The sequence below is a fragment of the Arthrobacter livingstonensis genome, assembly GCF_003219815.1.
GTDB classification, from domain to species: Bacteria; Actinomycetota; Actinomycetes; order Actinomycetales; family Micrococcaceae; genus Specibacter; species Specibacter livingstonensis.
In genome coordinates this window covers 114,418-130,723 of record NZ_QJVD01000008.1, presented here as the reverse complement: position 1 = coordinate 130,723, position 16,306 = coordinate 114,418, and the positions used below count along the sequence as shown (strand labels likewise).

The 16,306-nt window shown below is 61.1% G+C and carries 14 protein-coding genes; 6 read left to right on the top strand and 8 right to left on the bottom strand.

The window, feature by feature from the left end; all coding sequences use genetic code 11:
- Window positions 1–14 precede the first annotated feature (14 nt).
- The 3 genes from CVV68_RS09495 to CVV68_RS09485 are packed head-to-tail and all read left to right on the top strand — an operon-like array spanning window position 15 to window position 3,070.
- The gene (locus tag CVV68_RS09495; RefSeq protein WP_110500766.1) at window positions 15–1,295 is read left to right on the top strand and encodes a M20 family metallo-hydrolase; all 1,281 of its coding nucleotides are present in this window, start codon (window positions 15–17) and stop codon (window positions 1,293–1,295) included.
- A complete protein-coding gene (locus tag CVV68_RS09490; RefSeq protein WP_245933439.1) occupies window positions 1,292–2,734 on the top strand; it encodes an amidase in 1,443 nt (480 codons plus the stop codon). The genes CVV68_RS09495 and CVV68_RS09490 overlap by 4 nt, the downstream gene beginning before the upstream one ends.
- A 42-nt stretch (window positions 2,735–2,776) precedes the next feature.
- Entirely contained in the window at window positions 2,777–3,070 is a 294-nt protein-coding gene (locus CVV68_RS09485) for an FCD domain-containing protein (RefSeq protein ID WP_110500765.1), read from the top strand.
- Window positions 3,071–4,062: 992 nt separating this feature from the next.
- Here CVV68_RS09485 and CVV68_RS09475 read toward each other — a convergent pair.
- The gene (locus CVV68_RS09475) at window positions 4,063–4,518 is read right to left on the bottom strand and encodes a prevent-host-death protein (RefSeq protein ID WP_110500764.1); all 456 of its coding nucleotides are present in this window, start codon (window positions 4,516–4,518) and stop codon (window positions 4,063–4,065) included.
- Between the two features lie 251 nt (window positions 4,519–4,769).
- Between CVV68_RS09475 and CVV68_RS09470 the strand changes: the two genes are divergently transcribed.
- From CVV68_RS09470 to CVV68_RS09460, 3 genes are read left to right on the top strand one after another with little or no spacing between them, the layout of a single operon-like run.
- Entirely contained in the window at window positions 4,770–5,291 is a 522-nt protein-coding gene (locus CVV68_RS09470; protein WP_211320773.1) for an HtaA domain-containing protein, read from the top strand.
- Window positions 5,288–6,583, top strand: a complete 1,296-nt coding sequence (locus tag CVV68_RS09465) for an FAD-dependent oxidoreductase (protein WP_110500762.1) — start codon at window positions 5,288–5,290, stop codon at window positions 6,581–6,583. Before CVV68_RS09470 ends, CVV68_RS09465 begins: the two co-directional genes overlap by 4 nt.
- A gap of 17 nt (window positions 6,584–6,600) precedes the next feature.
- Window positions 6,601–7,056, top strand: a complete 456-nt coding sequence (locus CVV68_RS09460; RefSeq protein ID WP_110500761.1) for a flavodoxin domain-containing protein — start codon at window positions 6,601–6,603, stop codon at window positions 7,054–7,056.
- 136 nt (window positions 7,057–7,192) lie between these two features.
- On the opposite strand, the gene CVV68_RS09455 is transcribed toward CVV68_RS09460, so the two are convergent.
- From CVV68_RS09455 to CVV68_RS09425, 7 genes are all read right to left on the bottom strand, one after another.
- Window positions 7,193–8,713, bottom strand: a complete 1,521-nt coding sequence (locus tag CVV68_RS09455) for an aldehyde dehydrogenase (protein ID WP_245933438.1) — start codon at window positions 8,711–8,713, stop codon at window positions 7,193–7,195.
- A 67-nt stretch (window positions 8,714–8,780) separates the two neighbouring features.
- Entirely contained in the window at window positions 8,781–10,127 is a 1,347-nt protein-coding gene (gabT, locus tag CVV68_RS09450; protein WP_110500760.1) for a 4-aminobutyrate--2-oxoglutarate transaminase, read from the bottom strand.
- A 223-nt stretch (window positions 10,128–10,350) separates the two neighbouring features.
- Window positions 10,351–11,856, bottom strand: coding sequence for an aldehyde dehydrogenase family protein (locus CVV68_RS09445; RefSeq protein ID WP_110500759.1), 1,506 nt, complete (start codon window positions 11,854–11,856; stop codon window positions 10,351–10,353).
- Between the two features lie 32 nt (window positions 11,857–11,888).
- Window positions 11,889–13,145: a cytochrome P450 gene (locus CVV68_RS09440; RefSeq protein WP_110500758.1), complete on the bottom strand. Its 1,257-nt coding sequence runs from the start codon at window positions 13,143–13,145 to the stop codon at window positions 11,889–11,891.
- Between the two features lie 211 nt (window positions 13,146–13,356).
- A complete protein-coding gene (locus CVV68_RS09435; RefSeq protein ID WP_110500757.1) occupies window positions 13,357–14,082 on the bottom strand; it encodes a gamma-glutamyl-gamma-aminobutyrate hydrolase family protein in 726 nt (241 codons plus the stop codon).
- Between the two features lie 40 nt (window positions 14,083–14,122).
- A complete protein-coding gene (locus CVV68_RS09430; protein WP_110500756.1) occupies window positions 14,123–14,839 on the bottom strand; it encodes a type 1 glutamine amidotransferase in 717 nt (238 codons plus the stop codon).
- An 18-nt stretch (window positions 14,840–14,857) separates the two neighbouring features.
- Complete coding sequence (locus CVV68_RS09425) at window positions 14,858–16,201, bottom strand: glutamine synthetase family protein (RefSeq protein WP_110500755.1); 1,344 nt, start codon at window positions 16,199–16,201, stop codon at window positions 14,858–14,860.
- Window positions 16,202–16,306: the final 105 nt, after the last annotated feature.

Genomic DNA, 16,306 nt, shown 5'->3' with positions numbered 1-16,306 from the left:
AACAAGGACTTCCCATGAGCACAGCAGCATTCCTGAAAGACTTCCACCACGTTGCCACCATCGGCGCCACGGCCAACAACGGCGTGGACCGCCAGGCCGCCACGCCCGACGACGCCCGGACCCGCGACTGGTTTGCCAGCCGGGTGCGCCATGCCGGCTGGGAGCTGCGCGTGGACACAATTGGCAACATGTTCGGCCTGCTTGAATGGACGCCCGGCGCGCCGTTTGTCGTGATTGGCTCACACCTGGACAGCCAGCCGCTCGGCGGCCGCTTCGACGGCGCGTACGGGGTCATCGCGGCAATGCACGCGGCCCGCACCATCGACGCCGAGGTGACCGAATCCGGCATGGCCCCGCGGTTCAACCTGGCCGTGGTCAATTGGTTCAACGAGGAGGGTGGACGCTTCGCCCCCAGCGTCATGGGCAGTTCGGTGTTCACCGGACTGTTCGACCGGGAGGCCATGCTCAACGTCACCGACCTGCAGGGCGTCTCGGTGCGCGAGGCACTGGCCGGCATCGGCTACCTCGGCACCGATAACGGGCCCGAGGTGGCCGGCTACGCCGAAATCCACATCGAACAGGGCCGCATTCTCGAACGCGAATCCATCAACATCGGGCTCGTGGACAGGAGCTGGTACACGCAAAAACTGGACATCGAAGTTCTCGGCGAGCAGTCTCACACCGGTGCCACCGCCATGGCCGACCGGCACGACGCCCTCGTGGCGGCGTCGAAGATCATCCTGATGGTCCATGACGTCACCGCGGACTTCCCCGAGGAAGCCCTCGTCTCCTCCGTGGGACAGCTGACCCTGGAACCAAACTCACCGATCGTGGTGGCCCGGCGTGTGCGCCTCGTGGCCGATCTGCGCTCCGGCGACCCTGAAGTCGTCAAGGCGGCGCGGGACAGCCTCCTGCGGGACATCGATGCCCTTGCCCGCGACCACGACATCAAGGTCAACGTCAAGGACTTCGACATCCGCCCGATCCGCCGGTTCCCGGAAGCCGGGATCGACCTTGCCGCCCAGGTGGCGGACAGCATCGGGTTATCGTCTCGGCGCATCCAAACAATGGCCGGACACGACTCCGTCGCCATGAACACCATGGTGCCCTCCATCATGCTGTTCATCCCCAGCGTCGACGGCGTCTCGCACTGCGAACGGGAATTCAGCACCGATGCCGACATGGCCGACGGACTGGACATGCTCACCGGCGTGGCCCGCCAGCTGGTCCACGGCGCACTCGCCACTTCGGAAATGGCAGTCGCAGGAACCAGCGCTGCCGGCGGTGTCGCGTGAGCGAACTGCACTATCTGGACGCTGCAACGGCCCTGGGGATGTTCCGCAGCCGCGAACTGTCCCCCGTGGAATTGCTGGAGGCGATCATCGCCCGGTCTGATGCCGTCAACGCCGGCATCAACGCCTTTACAGAGACGCTGTTCGAGGAGGCCATGCCAGCCGCGCGGGACGCGGCCTCCCGCTATGCCCGCGATGGCGACCTCCCGCCTCTTTTGGGGCTCCCCGTGGCCACCAAGGAAAAGCACGGGATCCGGGGCCGCACACTCTCCCAAGGCCTGGTGGCCAGGCAGCATGAACGTGCAACGGAAAACCACCCCGTCGTGGAACGGATCCTGCAGTCCGGGGGCATCATCCACGCCCGCACCACCACCCCCGAATTCAGCTGCGCCACCGTCACCCACGGCCCCTTGTGGGGCGTGACGCGCAACCCCTGGAACCGGCAGTACTCCCCCGGCGGATCCTCCGGCGGTGCCGGTGCCGCCCTCGCGGCCGGTCTCACCACCCTGGCCACTGCCTCGGACATAGCGGGCTCAACCCGGCTGCCGGCGTCGTTCACGGGAAACGTAGGCTTCAAGGCACCCTACGGACGAATTCCCGGCCTGGCCCCGCTGTCAGCCGACCACTACCGCGGCGACGGGCCCATGGCCCGAACTGTGGCCGACGCCGCCCTCCTGGCGAACGTCATGGCAGGGCGCCACCCCGGCGACCACGCTTCCCTGGCATATGCGCCGGCTCTGGCCCCGTCTTCGGGAACCGGGGCCGGGATGCGGATTGCCCTGTGCATCAGGCTGGGCAACTACCCCGTCGCGGCCGACGTCGAGACCAACACCCGCAGGGTGGCCGCGGCACTGCGCGACGCCGGCGCCATGGTGGAGGAGATCGAGCTGCCCTGGACCTCACAGAACATCAGCCGGATGATGTTCACGCACTTCGGCTACCTGTTGGGGCCCGCCATGGAGGATGAAACTGCGGGCTCGGAGGGCTGGCTGGCCCCCTACACCCGGCGCTTCATGTCCGACGCCCGGCAGGCCGCAGAGCAAAACCGTTTTCTGGATGGCGTTCGGTCTGAGACATTGCTCCAGGCACAGCTGGCCGATGCGATGGCAGGCTTCGACGCGCTGATTTGTCCGGCCTCCGCGGTGGCCGCGCTTGAGGCGGACGGCATGTACCTGGACGGGATCGACGCCAACGGCGAACGCCTGGAGCACTACTGGCAGGGGCACATGACGGCCCCATTCAACATCGCCAACCGCTGCCCCGTCCTGGCCGTCCCCAGCGGCATGGCCGACTGCGGCATCCCCACAGGCGTACAGATCGTGGGCCACCCGTTTGACGATGCCACAGTTTTCAGATTGGGCGCCGCCGTCGAGGCCGTACTTCCCTGGGCCGGCGGCCACCCTGAAGACTTTTCGGCGCCCTCTTCGATGAGCCCATACTGACAACAGCCGCCGTCGAGCATCTAAAGCACCGCCGCCAGGAATGTGCTCATTGCCCAGGGCGTGGCTGTGCTGGAAGGGGACGAAGCAGGGTTGTTCGCCGCGATGCGTGAGTTCCACCTGGCCATGGTGGCACCGTGCCCCAGCCAGGTTCTCCTCAAGACGCTGCAGGGCATTGGGGAGAACTCGCCGCAGCGGCGGATCACGCATTCCTACGACCTGTCTACGGACAAGATCAATCAGGTGGCCCAGACCCACCGCGAAATTCTCAAGGCCGCCCGAACCGGAGATCCGGAGCAACTCATTCCCGCACTGGCCCGCTGCCACGATGTTGATTAGGCGCAGGTCCTCCCCCGGACCAGTTGTTCGTGGCCCGTGCCATGGCATCCGCTGCTTCCTTGAACCCGTCCGGCATGAGTTGGCGAAAGTGCGCGTCCAGCTTGTTTGCGGAGATGTCCCCGAGAGTCGGCAGGCAGGCGTTCTGCCAGTAGAGGCTGCGCGCACTCCAACCTCCGGCACCGTCCGTAAACGGCAACTCGCCGCACACGTTGCAAGGCCCCGAAACACTATGAACACGTATAAGGAAAATTCAGTCCTATCACCACAGAGGAGCGGCATCTGAACAACAGCTAAATCAGTCCCTAGATACCCGGCAGGCTGCATACAAGGACAAGCGCACGGGGACACCGCGACAACAAAAACCGTGGTTTTGTCAACACTTCAAGGGTCATTGTGATTCTGACCTGCGGTAATACGGTGCCCGAGGTGGGACTCGAACCCGGGAAAGCCCCTTGCACACACTGGATCTCCGCGGAAACATGCGGAAACCAGCCCTGTTTAACGCCGTCCGCGTCAGTCCGGCAGGAAATGTGTTGACACTGTCAACACTCCTTTTTTTGAGTCTGCGGTGACGTTCAAGCCTTACAGGACCTCAACGTACCGGGCAGCGCACGGCAAACACGGGCGGAGTTCATTTTGCCGCCGTACTACAAGTCTCATGGAGATGGCTCGTATGCAAACTGCTCCAGATAGACCACTCGATCTACAACGTAGAACCAGATACGCGCATCTCCTATAAGTGTTGGCTTGTGCTGCCATCGCTCATGGGTGGAACCATCGCGCGTGACGCTACCCAGATCACTATGTAAGCGGTAATTGTTCGGAGTTGTGGACCGCGACGTCATGGTCAGAAAGTCCAACGAATCAGTCAAAGAGTTCTTGGCCGTAGCTTTCAGATCCGTCCAGCCACGCTTCGCCTGAACAGATGCAAACCGAAGTTCGTATTCATTCTTCTTCGTTGGCCGCTCAACCTTTTCGGATTTTGCCATCTCTTAGGGACGCTCGACCGATTCAGAGTCATCCAGCCATTCCACGGGCTCATTGCCAAGACCGGCCGCGATGGCCGTCGCCGATTCACTCCAGGATTTGAGCTCTGCAGTGGCCAAGTGAGGTTGGTTGGTTGCGAAAGATGCGCGAGCGGCCGTCCAAATATCATTCGCGAAGACTTCCCGGTCAGCTGAGCTCAAGGCCAGCATCCAAGGGAATCGATCGCTCATGCGAGATGCAAGACTTCCATCCGTATTCGTTGACGCCGCGACAAGCTGAACAGCAAGTTCCAACAGCGAAGCACGGGCACGATCTGCGCTCTCAGACATCAGCACAAGTGCCTCGCCGTCACGGCGAGTGACGCGGACAGGGTGATCCACCGCGGCCGCAAAGACATCGGCAGACGCCCGACTTAGTTCAGACGACTGAAAAGTCGTTCGAGATGGGGCTAGTTTGGTCATAATGAAACGCTAACTCAGAACGTATTCTGAATTCAAGATGGGAGAGTCCGAAATTTCTCCGACCCAGATATCAACCAAGTTTTGGTCAGACTAGTTTACAGAAACAGTTCAGAGCCCGGTATATGGAGCCGCTTCTCCCTGGGTCATTCAGCGCGATCAGGGGTGCGCAGAAATCGCCGATGACCCTGGCGACCCACACATTGATCTATGCGTATCTTGTGAGTATTTCGTATCCGGTATACTCTGAGTGCATGAAGTTATCAAGTCAAGATCATGCGGCCTTCGACACCACCAACGGCGTCGTCTGGCTACGGTGGCGCATCAACATCGGCTTCGACGACTATGTCCGATGCCAGACCGGCGACGGAACTGTCACCACGTCCGGCGGTGCGTTTCGCGATGTAGACGGCAGCTACGTCTTCCCTTTAACTGAGGCCCCCGAACAGCCCGAGGGTACAATGGCATTCCTCGGGGAGGTCTCATTCCGCGCGTACATGGGAGTCTTGGCGGTGCGCATTGCCAAACCCACACTCACCCTCGTCGACGGCGTGCTTGAGCTGAGCATCATTGACGATGCCGCTCCTGCAGGGACCCGGATGGTTCTGGCTACTGCGACCCCCGGCAATCTGGGCTCGGTCGTGCTGGATCCCCGCCTCACAGACCGCGGCAGCGAACTGTTCTTCAGCAAATACAAAGTCGGCTCATCACTGGCGCCGATTCATCTACACGTTGCCTCCAGCGACGCCGACCCCGCAGGAGAAGATTGGGAATGAACTCCACAGTTTCCATTGCCATCGTGGGCAGCGGTCCGGCTGGCTGCTATACCGCCCAAGGCCTCCGCAAGGCCCTGCCCAATGCACAAATCACCATCTACGACCGCTTGGCGTCGCCGTTCGGACTGGTCCGCTACGGCGTGGCTCCTGACCATCAAAACACGAAGTCTATCCAAGCGCAGTTCGCCCGCCTTTTTGAGCGCGAAAATGTCCGCTTTGCTGGAAATTTGGAGGTCGGATCCGACGTCAGCCTGAAAGAGCTGCGGTCGCTGCACAACATCGTTGTGTTGGCCACGGGGCTTTCCCGCGACCGCGCGTTAGGTATATGCGGCGAAGGACTGCCGGAAGTGTATGGGGCCGGACGCCTCACTAGGCTGTTCAATGCCCACCCGCTACAGACGGTAGGCATGCCGAGACTGGGTGAATCGGTGGCCATCATTGGCGGCGGCAACGTCTCCATTGATGTCCTTCGATTGCTCGCCAAGCAACCGGCCGACTTCGCAAACACGGATATCGACGATGCAGCCTTGGCTGAATACATGCAGTCCCCCGTGCGACACATCGACTTCATCTGCCGTTCCAGCGTGGCCAACGCCCCGTCCGACCCTGTGATGCTGGCAGAGCTTGGCCGCATTCCCGGCGTGGCGTTCTCTTGTCTAGACCCATTCTCCGTTCCTGATGATGCCTCGCGCATAGCGGGAGCTCGAGCCAAGGCAATTGAAACCCTGTTGGAAACCCGTGGCGGTCCAGACACTCGGGTGGAGGTCTCCTTCCACTTTGGCCATGCCCCCATCCAGATCCTCGGCGATGGTCACGTGTGCGGCGTTGAGCTGGCTGCGACGGGTAGCCAGGGGGCAACTAATGTGGTGGTCGCGGATTCTGTGGTGACTGCCGTCGGCTTTGACTTCGATGAGGACGACTGGCACGGACTCGGACCGATCCAGGCCAACGCCACAACCGGGCAGCTCGGCAACGGCCTCTACCGCACTGGTTGGGTCAAGAGAGGTTCGCGCGGGACCATAGCCGCGAACCGCGCCTGCGCCAAGTCGGTTACAGAGGAGATCCTTCGGGACTTGCCGACGCTGGACATGTCGACAAAGCCCGGCCATGCTGGAATCCCCTGGCAGGCACTAGCACATGCCGTTGACTACGACGCCTGGAAGCGCCTGGACATCGCGGAATCTGGAGCGGCCGCCGAAGGCCGCACGCGCAAAAAATTCCCCAGCCACGAACGCATGGTGGCGATCGCCAACAACCATCTGGCCGGCGCCTTGGGCGCCAGCGAAAACTAACCCCAACAGGAGCAATAATGAAAATACAGGTATTGTTCGGAACTGAATCAGGCAACGCCGAGATGGCCGCCGAGGACATCGCCGCTTCGGTGCGCGACGGTGGCCAGGAAGTGGAAATCCACGACTTGTCGGACTTCTCCATCTCGGAACTGCAACACGACCCGGTATACGTTTTCATCTGCTCCACTTACGGTGAGGGGGACCTGCCAAACACCGCGCTTCCTTTCTTTGCTGACCTGAGCATCGTTGGCCCGGACCTCTCCGGAATGCGCTATGCCATCTTCGGGCTGGGCGACACCTTCTATACCGAAACGTACAGCCAAGGAGCGACCAAGCTTGATGACAAGCTCCGCGCGTTAGGCGCGGAGCGCATTGGCGAATTTGGCCGCTACGATGCGTCGACCTGGGAGCCCGTTGGGGAGAAGGCCGTCGAATGGTTCTCCGGGGTCCTAACCGAGTTGGCCGTCCACTGACACCAGCTAGTCGAAAATGAAGGGGCGGGATCCGGACACGGTCCCGCCCCTTCATGCGTACCGGCTGTCCAGCGCGAATCAAAACAAAGAGTAGGGCGGCACCCGGGCCGGGTGCCGCCCTACTGAGCATGTGTCGTTACTTGATGATGAAGGGGTTCGACGCGTCCGGTGCAGTCGAAATCCACACCGACTTCACTTGCAGGAACTCCTTGATGGCGTCAATTCCGCTCTCTCGGCCAAGTCCGCTGCGTTTGTACCCACCAAACGGCGACGTGAAGCTCACCGCACGGTAGGTGTTGACCCATACCGTCCCGGCCTGAAGCCCCTCGGACATACGAATTGCCCGGCCAATGTCCCGTGTCCACACGCCGGCCGCCAGGCCATAGACCACGTCGTTGGCGATGGCCAGGGCCTCGTCCTCGTCGTCGAACGGGATGACTGCCAAGACGGGCCCGAAGACCTCCTCCTGTGCGATGCGCATATCGTTGCGGACGTTGGTGAAGATGGTCGGTTCCACGAACTGCCCGCCTGTGGCTCCGGGCCCGGTGTAGGCGTTGCCGCCCAGAACGCACTCGGCGCCCTCGTTGCGGGCAATGTTGATATAGTCCAGGACCTTTTTATATTGTTGGAGCGTTGTGACGGGGCCGACGTGCGTCTCGGCATCCATGGGGTCGCCGATTTTCGCCTGCCGGGCCAGAGCCACCACGCGAGCCACGAAATCGTCGTGGACGGAGCGTTGAACCAGCAGTCTGGACCCGGCGATGCAGGTCTGGCCCGTTGCAGCGAAGATGCCGGATATAACACCCGAAGCGGCGGCGTCGAGGTCCGCGTCGGCAAAGACGATGTTCGGGGACTTGCCTCCCAGTTCCAGCGAAACGTGCTTGAACTGGCTGGCTGCGCTCTCATAGATCTTCTGCCCGGCAAGCTCGGATCCGGTGAAAGCGACTTTGGCAACATCCGGGTGGATGACAAGTGGCGCTCCGACCTGCTGACCGAATCCCGTCACTGTATTGACGACGCCGGGCGGGAAGCCTGCCTCGTTGAATAGCTTCATGAACTCCAGGGTGGAGGCCGAAGTAAATTCCGAGGGCTTGATCACGACCGTGTTCCCCGCAGCCAGCGCGGCCGGCAGCTTCCATGCAAGCAAGAGCAGCGGGGAGTTCCATGGAGTGATCATGGCGATCGGGCCCAGCGGCTCCAGCCGAGTGAAGTTGAGGATGTTCGCCTTATCCGTGGGGATGACGGCACCCTCCACCTTGTCCGCCAAGCCTCCATAATAGCGATACCACCCAGCCATATAGCGGGTCTGTGTCAGCATCTCCGCATAGAGCTTGCCGTTGTCGCGGACTTCGATTTCGGCGAGCCATTCACAGTTGGTCTCGATCAGGTCCGCCAAGTCCAGCAGCAGTTTACCGCGGTATTGCGGCTTGCTCTTGCCCCAAATCTTGAATGCGTCCACGGCCGCGGAGACAGCGCGCGCCACGTCCTCGGTGTTCCCATCGGCTATCTGCGCCCAGACCTTTCCTGTGTAGGGGTTGGTGCTGTCAAAGTATGTACCGTTGCCCGGTTCACTGAATTCGCCGTTGATGAAGTGCCGGTAGACGGGCATTTCCTCCTGGGTTTTGTCAGTGGCCGTTTCGCTTTCCTGGATCGTCATTGCCTTACCGTCCTTTCGTGTCCCCGGCCCTGGGGCCGCCGTGATGTAAGTCTCAGTGGTGCGCAACTCATGACTGCGACAGCCCCTCAGCAACAATGCTGATGCCTTCTTCCAGCAGCGGATCGCAGATGGTCAGCGGCGGCAAAAAACGTATAACGTTCCCGTAAGTCCCACAGGCCAGCAGTATTACTCCGTTGTTGTGGGCGTACTTCAGCACGCGCGCAGTCAGCTCGGCGTCGGGCTCGTTGGTTTGCCGGTCAACAAGCTCGATGGCGATCATGGCGCCACGGCCGCGTACCTCACCAATACGGGGGTCACTCGCCCGCAGTGATTCCAGGCGGGATTTCAGCACCTCGCCGATGTGACAGGCACGCTCGATCAGTCCGTCCTCCTCATAGGATTCAAGCGCGGCCAAGGCTGCCGCACATGCGACGGGGTTTCCGCCGTACGTGCCGCCGATGCCTCCTACTTGCGGCGCGTCCATGAGCTCGGCGCGTCCCGTGACTGCGGAAAGCGGTAGTCCACCGGCAATCGCCTTGGCCATTGTGACCAAATCTGGTATGACTCTTTCATGATCGATGGCGAACCAGGCCCCGGTCCGGGCGAAGCCGGATTGAATCTCATCGGCAATGAAAACAATGCCATTGCGCGCGGTCCATTCGCGCAGTGCCGGCAAGAAGCCCGGTGCCGGGACGATGAATCCGCCCTCACCCTGGATCGGTTCAATGATGATGGCGGCCACGGATTTGGCGCCCAGCTGGTTTTCGATCTTTTCAATGGACCGCCGTGCGGCTTCAGGGCCGGAAAGCCCGCCATCGCGGTACGGGTATGACGCCGGCACACGGTAGAGCTCAGGGACAAAAGGCCCAAATCCCTGCTTGTATGGCGCGTTCTTGGCAGTCAGCGCCATGGTGAGGTTCGTACGGCCATGGAACGCATGGTCAAAAGCGACGACTGCCTGGCGGCCCGTGGCATTCCGGGCAATCTTCACAGCGTTCTCAACGGCCTCGGCGCCAGAGTTGAACAGCGCCGTACGTTTGGTGAAGTTCCCGGGCGTGATGGCGTTGAGCTTGCGGGCCACCTCGATGTACCCCTCATAGGGTGCCACGGTGAAAGCAGTGTGTGTAAATCTCTGGACTTGGTCGACGACTGCCTTCACGACGCGGGGATTCGCGTTGCCGACTCCGGTGACGGCAATGCCGGAGCCGAGGTCGATAAAAGAATTACCATCCACGTCGACGACGGTCCCGCCGCCGGCCGCCGCGACGATGATGGGCAGAGTGTGGCCGACAGAGTGCGCGACCTCGGCGTGCTTCCTGGCGAGGATCTCGCGCGAGCGCGGACCAGGGATTTCGGTGGTGAGCCGGCGCTCTTGAACGAGGTCTGGTCCGCCAACTATGGTGCTTGCGGTCATCTGGCCGCCTCCTTCTGGAGTGGAATTATGTGATTTTGGTTCTGCACAATGCGCGGACGGTAAAGCTAAAGAACAACAGCCAGAGTCGTTTTCGTATTTACATATACCGTATGCGCTATTGCCATACTTGCCAACAGCCCGGTGCGATCCTAACCAAAGCGCGCGAAGGCTCCCCCTCCTCGTGCCAGCGGGACCCGTTTGTGGACGCCCTACGCCTTATTTCCTAGGCCGAGAGGTCGATCATGATGGCCTTGGAGCGCGTGTAAGACATGACGCTCTCACGTCCCAGCTCGCGACTGTTCCCGGACTTGCTGTAACCGCCAAAGCTCTGAGCGGGATCCAGCCGACCGTGAGTGTTGACCCAAACGGTGCCGGCGTGCAGCGCCTTGCCCATGCGCATGGCGCGGCCCACGTCGCGGGTCCAAACAGCAGCGGCCAAATCGTAGGGCGAATCGTTGGCTAGGCGCACCACTTCCTCTTCTGTGCGGAAGCGCAGGACGGTCAGTACTGGTCCAAAGACTTCCTCGCGCGCAATTCGCATGTTGTTTTTGACGTCGGTGAAGATGGTCGGCTCCACGAAGTAGCCCTCTCGCTCTGGACTTCCGCCACCCACGCTCAAGCGCGCACCCTCCTGGGTGGCTATCTGAATATAGTCGCGAACGCTTTCGTATTGGCTGCGCGATACCAGCGGGCCGATCTCGGTGTCCTCCGCCAACGGATCTCCCATGCGCAGCACGCGCGTCAGTGCTGCCAGCTGCTCCACGACTTCCTCGTACACGTCCTCGTGGACAAACATCCGGGTCGGAGCAACACAAACCTGACCGGCGTTCTCCCACATCGCCTCCGCTGTGCCACGGGCTGCCGCGGAGATGTCAGCATCAGGGAAGACGATGTTGGCGCTCTTGCCGCCAAGCTCGACGTTGACCTTCTTCATCTGCCGACTCCCGTCTTCCAGAAGGCGCCGTCCCACAGGAGTGGACCCGGTAAAGGAAATCTTCACCACGTCAGGGTGGTCCACGATGGCCTGCCCCACAACCCTTCCGGGACCGGGCACCACGTTGAGCACACCAGCCGGAAGGCCAACTTCACGGGCCAAATCGGCCAGGAATAGAGTGGAGTAGCTGCTCACCTCGGCCGGTTTGAGCACCAAAGTGTTCCCGGCGGCAAGCGCCGGGCCGATCTTGTGCGAGGCCATGACGACAGGGAAGTTCCACGGCGTGATCGCCCCGCAGACGCCCAGCGGCTCAATTTGCGTCAGACCCATGTATGGCGGCCGCACAGGATTGATGGAGCCTTCGATCTTGGTGGGCCAACCGCCGTAGTAGCGGAAGACGGCTGCTACACCGGCAACGTCGTCGCGGGCCTGGGAGATGGGCTTGCCCATGTCCAGGGTTTCCAGCTCGGCCAACTGCTCCAGGTTAGCCGTGACCGCGTCGGCCAGGTCGAAGAGGTACTGGGCGCGCACGGAAGGGCTGGCGCCACCCCAATCAGGATCGATCAGTGCCGAGGATGCCGCTGCAACGGCGGCCGCAACGTCGTCCGCCGTCCCCGAAGCGATCACCCCAAGGGTCTTTTCCGTCATGGGGTTGATCGAGTCAAACGTGCTGCCTCCACTGCCCTCGCGGTCCGTATCGTTGCCAATGCGCAAGCCTTGCGTTCTCCCTACGAAGGCTTGCGTGGCGGCCGAGACCGTGATGGTCCCTGCATTCGTCGTTACATCTTGTGTCATGGCGTTCCTTAGTGTTCTGGTGTCCGCACGTTTCAGGCGTACGTGAAGTGGACAGGAAGTGACTTGATCCCGTGGGTGAGGTTGGAGCGCAGACGGTCCACGGGACCGTCGAGCTCAATCGTTTCCACGCGCCTTGCAAGCTCTCGAAAGACGATCTGCAGTTCTAAACGTGCCAGCGAGTTGCCCATGCATACGTGCGGGCCGCCGCCGCCAAACGCAATGTGCGGGTTGGGTTTGCGGCCTATGTCAAAGCTGTACGGGTCGGGGAAGACGTTCTCGTCACGGTTGGCGGAGGCGTACCAGATCAGCACCTTGTCCCCCGCTTTGACCGCTGTCTCCCCGATTACGGTGTCCGTGAGAGCGGTGCGGCGGAAGTGGTGGATCGGCGTGGCCCAGCGCAAGATCTCCTCGACAGCTGTGTTGAGCAGGGTGGGATCATCCTTCAGCCGGCGGAACTGTTCCGGGTGTTGGGCAAACGCCAGGACGCCGTGTGAGAGAGCCATACGGGTGGTCTCGTTGCCAGCCACGACCAGAAGGGAAAAGAAGTTGTCCAGTTCCCTCTCGGTGAGTTTACGTCCGTTGAAGTTGCCCGTCATCAGCAACGAAAAAACGTCATGGCCAAGGTTGTCCCGACGTTTGTCGCGCAGGGCATCAGCGTACTTCCACATGTCCCGTCCCGCGGGGCTCGAGAACGGAAATCCGCTGTTTTCTTTGACACGCTCGGGCGACTCCGCCGTGCGCGGGGCATGGTCGGGGTCGCTGCTGGCGATCATCTCATCACCCAAGGACTTCAGGTACGCCCGGTCCTCGACAGGCACGCCAAGGAGTTCGCCCAGCACGATCATAGGGACGACGGCGGCCACGTCCTCTACGAAGTCGAAACGTGACCGGGAGAAGGCCGTGCCAAGGGTCTCTTCAACCAGTTCTTCCACAAAACCCACCCATTCCTTGTGGACACTGCCAGGTGTGAAGCGCGGGGAGAGAAGGCGGCGCATGCTGGTGTGCACGGGCGGATCGGTGTCGATCAGGGTTTTCCTGGCTGCCAGGTCTTCGGGAGCGATGTCCTCGCGGATAGTCCCGCCCACCTCGGAGGAGAACACCTGGAAGTTGCGTGTAACGGCAACGACGTCGGCGTAGCGGGTGACGGACCAGTAACCAGGTCCCCCCTCCTCCTCAATCCACCGCACGGGATCATCGCGCCGTGCCTCGTCGAAGTACCCGTAGGGCACCCCGTCCTCAAAGGCGAGGTCTGATACTGCATCATGCGTGTGAACGCTGGTCTGGGTCATGTCTTCCGTCTCCTGGGTCTTTCCGACAATTCGGGCATCGTCGCCGTAATCGAGTGGCCGGCCCGGCGTTTCGGCGCCGCGCCACCAGAGGCGCTCCAAGCTTTGTCGACTTGCAGATCGATATAATGTCGGGTTGCAGATGTGATCAAATAAATTCGTATACGGTATATTGTATCCACTACTATGCTGCCTTGACCCTTTGGGCACTCCCTCAACGAAGCGGGATGTTGGCGATGAACTCTTTGAGCAACGCCTGCTGCGCGAGGTCGTGAGCCACCGTGTCCTCCGGATGCCACTGGATTGCGTGGATCCAAAAGTCAGCGCCTTCCAGGTCCAAGGCCTCGATGGTTCCGTCCTCGGCCCACGCGGTGGCCACCAGACCCTCCCCCAGCCTGTCCACGGCCTGGTGGTGGTAGCAAGAAACCTCCGGATTCCTGGCCATGGCCGACACCAAGGGGCTGCGCCCATCCAAGCTGATGTTGTGGATGCGATTCATGTGTGGCGTCGGCAGGTGCTGCGTCAGATCCCCACCTAGAGACACGTTGAGCAACTGCATGCCGCGACACACCGCCAGGGTGGGCACCTTGTTGGCGATGACGAACCTCACTACAGCCAAGTCAAAGGCGTCCTGAAGTTCGTCGGAGTGGTCGGCTTCCGGATGCACCTCTTGTCCGTACCGCCAGGCGGCGATGTCAGCTCCGCCCGGCAACAGCACGGCGTCGGCAAATGGGAGTCTGGCGGAGACTTCCTGGTAGATCTCCTCCTCGGTGGCGCCGCGCGCAGAAGCCGGCAGCATTGTCAGCGGCTCTCCACCAGCCTGATAGACGCCCTGAATCAGGGCATAGGCGTTCACGACGGCTTTGTATCGCAGTGCCGAGGCGCTCTCGGAGAACCTGCCGGGCACGGCAATCAAGGGCCTGCGAGTTGGTGTCTTCACTGTTAAATCACTTCCGTTCCACTTCTATTTTGGTCGCGTCTCAACCCACGGGTGTGGGCGCGTCGGCCCCGACCAGGAACCAGTCCAGGATTACACGCGTATTCTGGTGCACTTGGTCCTCATTGTCTGCCCAGTCCTTGAGCAGCTGCCCGTGATTGAGCACCCCATCCAGCTCGCTCCCTCCGATCCGCACCCACTCACGCAGCAGTTCAAGATTGACCTCAGGGTGGAACTGGAGGCCGATTGAGCGACCCTGGCGAAAGACCTGGGGCGCAATGGCGGTTTTGGCCAGAATCTCGACACCGTCAGGCAGTTCGACCTTGTCACTGTGCCACGAGAACCACGGTCCGGAGGAAATGGGACAGCTGAAACCGGCGTCGAAGGTAATCAGGCCCACCTCGATTCGCGCCGACGGGACGGTGCGCCCACCCAGGCCCTCGGCCAATAGCTGGGCACCAAAGCAGATGCCCATATATGGAATCCCACGGGAGTGGATCTCGGCGACATAGTCGATCTCGCTCCGGAGCCAGTCCTCGGTGATGCCATAAATGTGGCTAAAGGAACCGAAGGCGATGACGGCATCAATACCCTCCAGAGGAGGGAAGTTGACGTCAACTTTCAGCGCGCCGTCCGCACCCTTGCGGAACATGGCATGCGTAATAACGGTGTGCTCTGCCTCGCGCAGGATCCGGCCGACAATACCGGTATCGGTGGCTGAGGTCTGCTCGTGGGTGATCAGCAGTATGGTCTTGTGCACGGCGTATTCCTTTTCGGCTTAGAGAATGTCGTGGTAGCGGTTGAATTCCCAGTCAGTGACGTGGGCGGCGAACGCGGCCAATTCGGTGCGCTGCATTGCCGTGTAAGTGTCCACGAAAATTGAACCGAAGGCTTCCTTGCTAAATGGGCTGCAAGAGAAGTTGGTGACTGACTCCTCGAGACTGTGGGCGATGCGGCGCAATGACGTGTCCGCATGGGGGTCGCCGCCCGACATGGGCTGCAATGGCAGGTCGTTGCGGAGGCCGTAAAGACCAGCCTGAAGGTAACCCTGGGCCACGAGGTATGGGTTTGCGTCAGCCGCGGCCCACCGGACTTCGAGGCGGGTTCCCGGGCCCGCATTGGTGATGCAGCGCACGCCCACCATTCGGTTGTCGAGACCCCAGCAGACCTGTGTCGGGGAGAACGAGTAGTCCACGATGCGTTTGTAGTCGTTGATGGTCGGCATGGCGATCGCCTGCAGGGCCAGCTGATTGTGGACCAGTCCGCTAAGGTAGCGCCGCATGACATCAGAATGGACCGGATCGGATGTGTCCTGGGCGGCAAAGACATTGTTACCGTCCAAATCGCACAGGCTCTGATGAACGTGCATGCCGCTGCCGGCGCCCCCGTTGATGGGCTTGGCCATGAACGTGGCGTTGTAGCCGTGTTGGCGGGCAACTTGGCGCACGATGTGCCGGAAGAGGATGGTGTTGTCCAGCATCGTGATCGCGTCGCCATATTTTAGGTTGATCTCGACCTGGGATTGCCCATACTCAATATTGCTGGCCTCGACCGTAATGCCTGAGGCCGTCAGGGCGGCACGGATCGCTCCGACCACGGGTTCCAGTTCCTCGGCCCGATCCAGGGAGTAACAGTAGGACTTGTCTGATATGGGCTTCCAGTCACTGGTGAACAGGTGGAACTCCAGCTCGGTTGCCAGCTTGACCGTGTAGCCCAAGGCCTCGAATTCCTTAAGGGTCTCCTTAACCCTCCCACGGGCATCCATCGCGATGCGCTCATGGGTCTTGGGATCTTCCATATCGCACATGACAGTGGCCAGACCCTCGGTCCAGCCGGCAACTCGGAAGGTGTCCAGGTCCGGCACTGCATGCATGTCCGGAAATTCGCTGTCCAGCTGCGCCCAAGGCGTGGGATGGATGTCGCTGCGGGTGTCCCATGAGTAGGCCACTCGAGCGATGCAAAAGCCTGAACCCGTCAGGAACTGCTCGATCGGGAGCATCTTTCCTCGCGGCATGCCCCACGTATCGACAAAAAAGCACTCGACAGTATGAACCCCGTTCTCGCGGGCAATCCGAGCGCAATCGTCCAGTGTGGCAGGGATCGCCAACGGTTTGGCTTCCATGGTTCCTCGATTCAAAAAACTATAAATTTGATATTCCGTATTTGGTATCCGATAGGTGTAATCTATGTCATACCCGGCCAACAATCAACCACCCATGGCAAAACA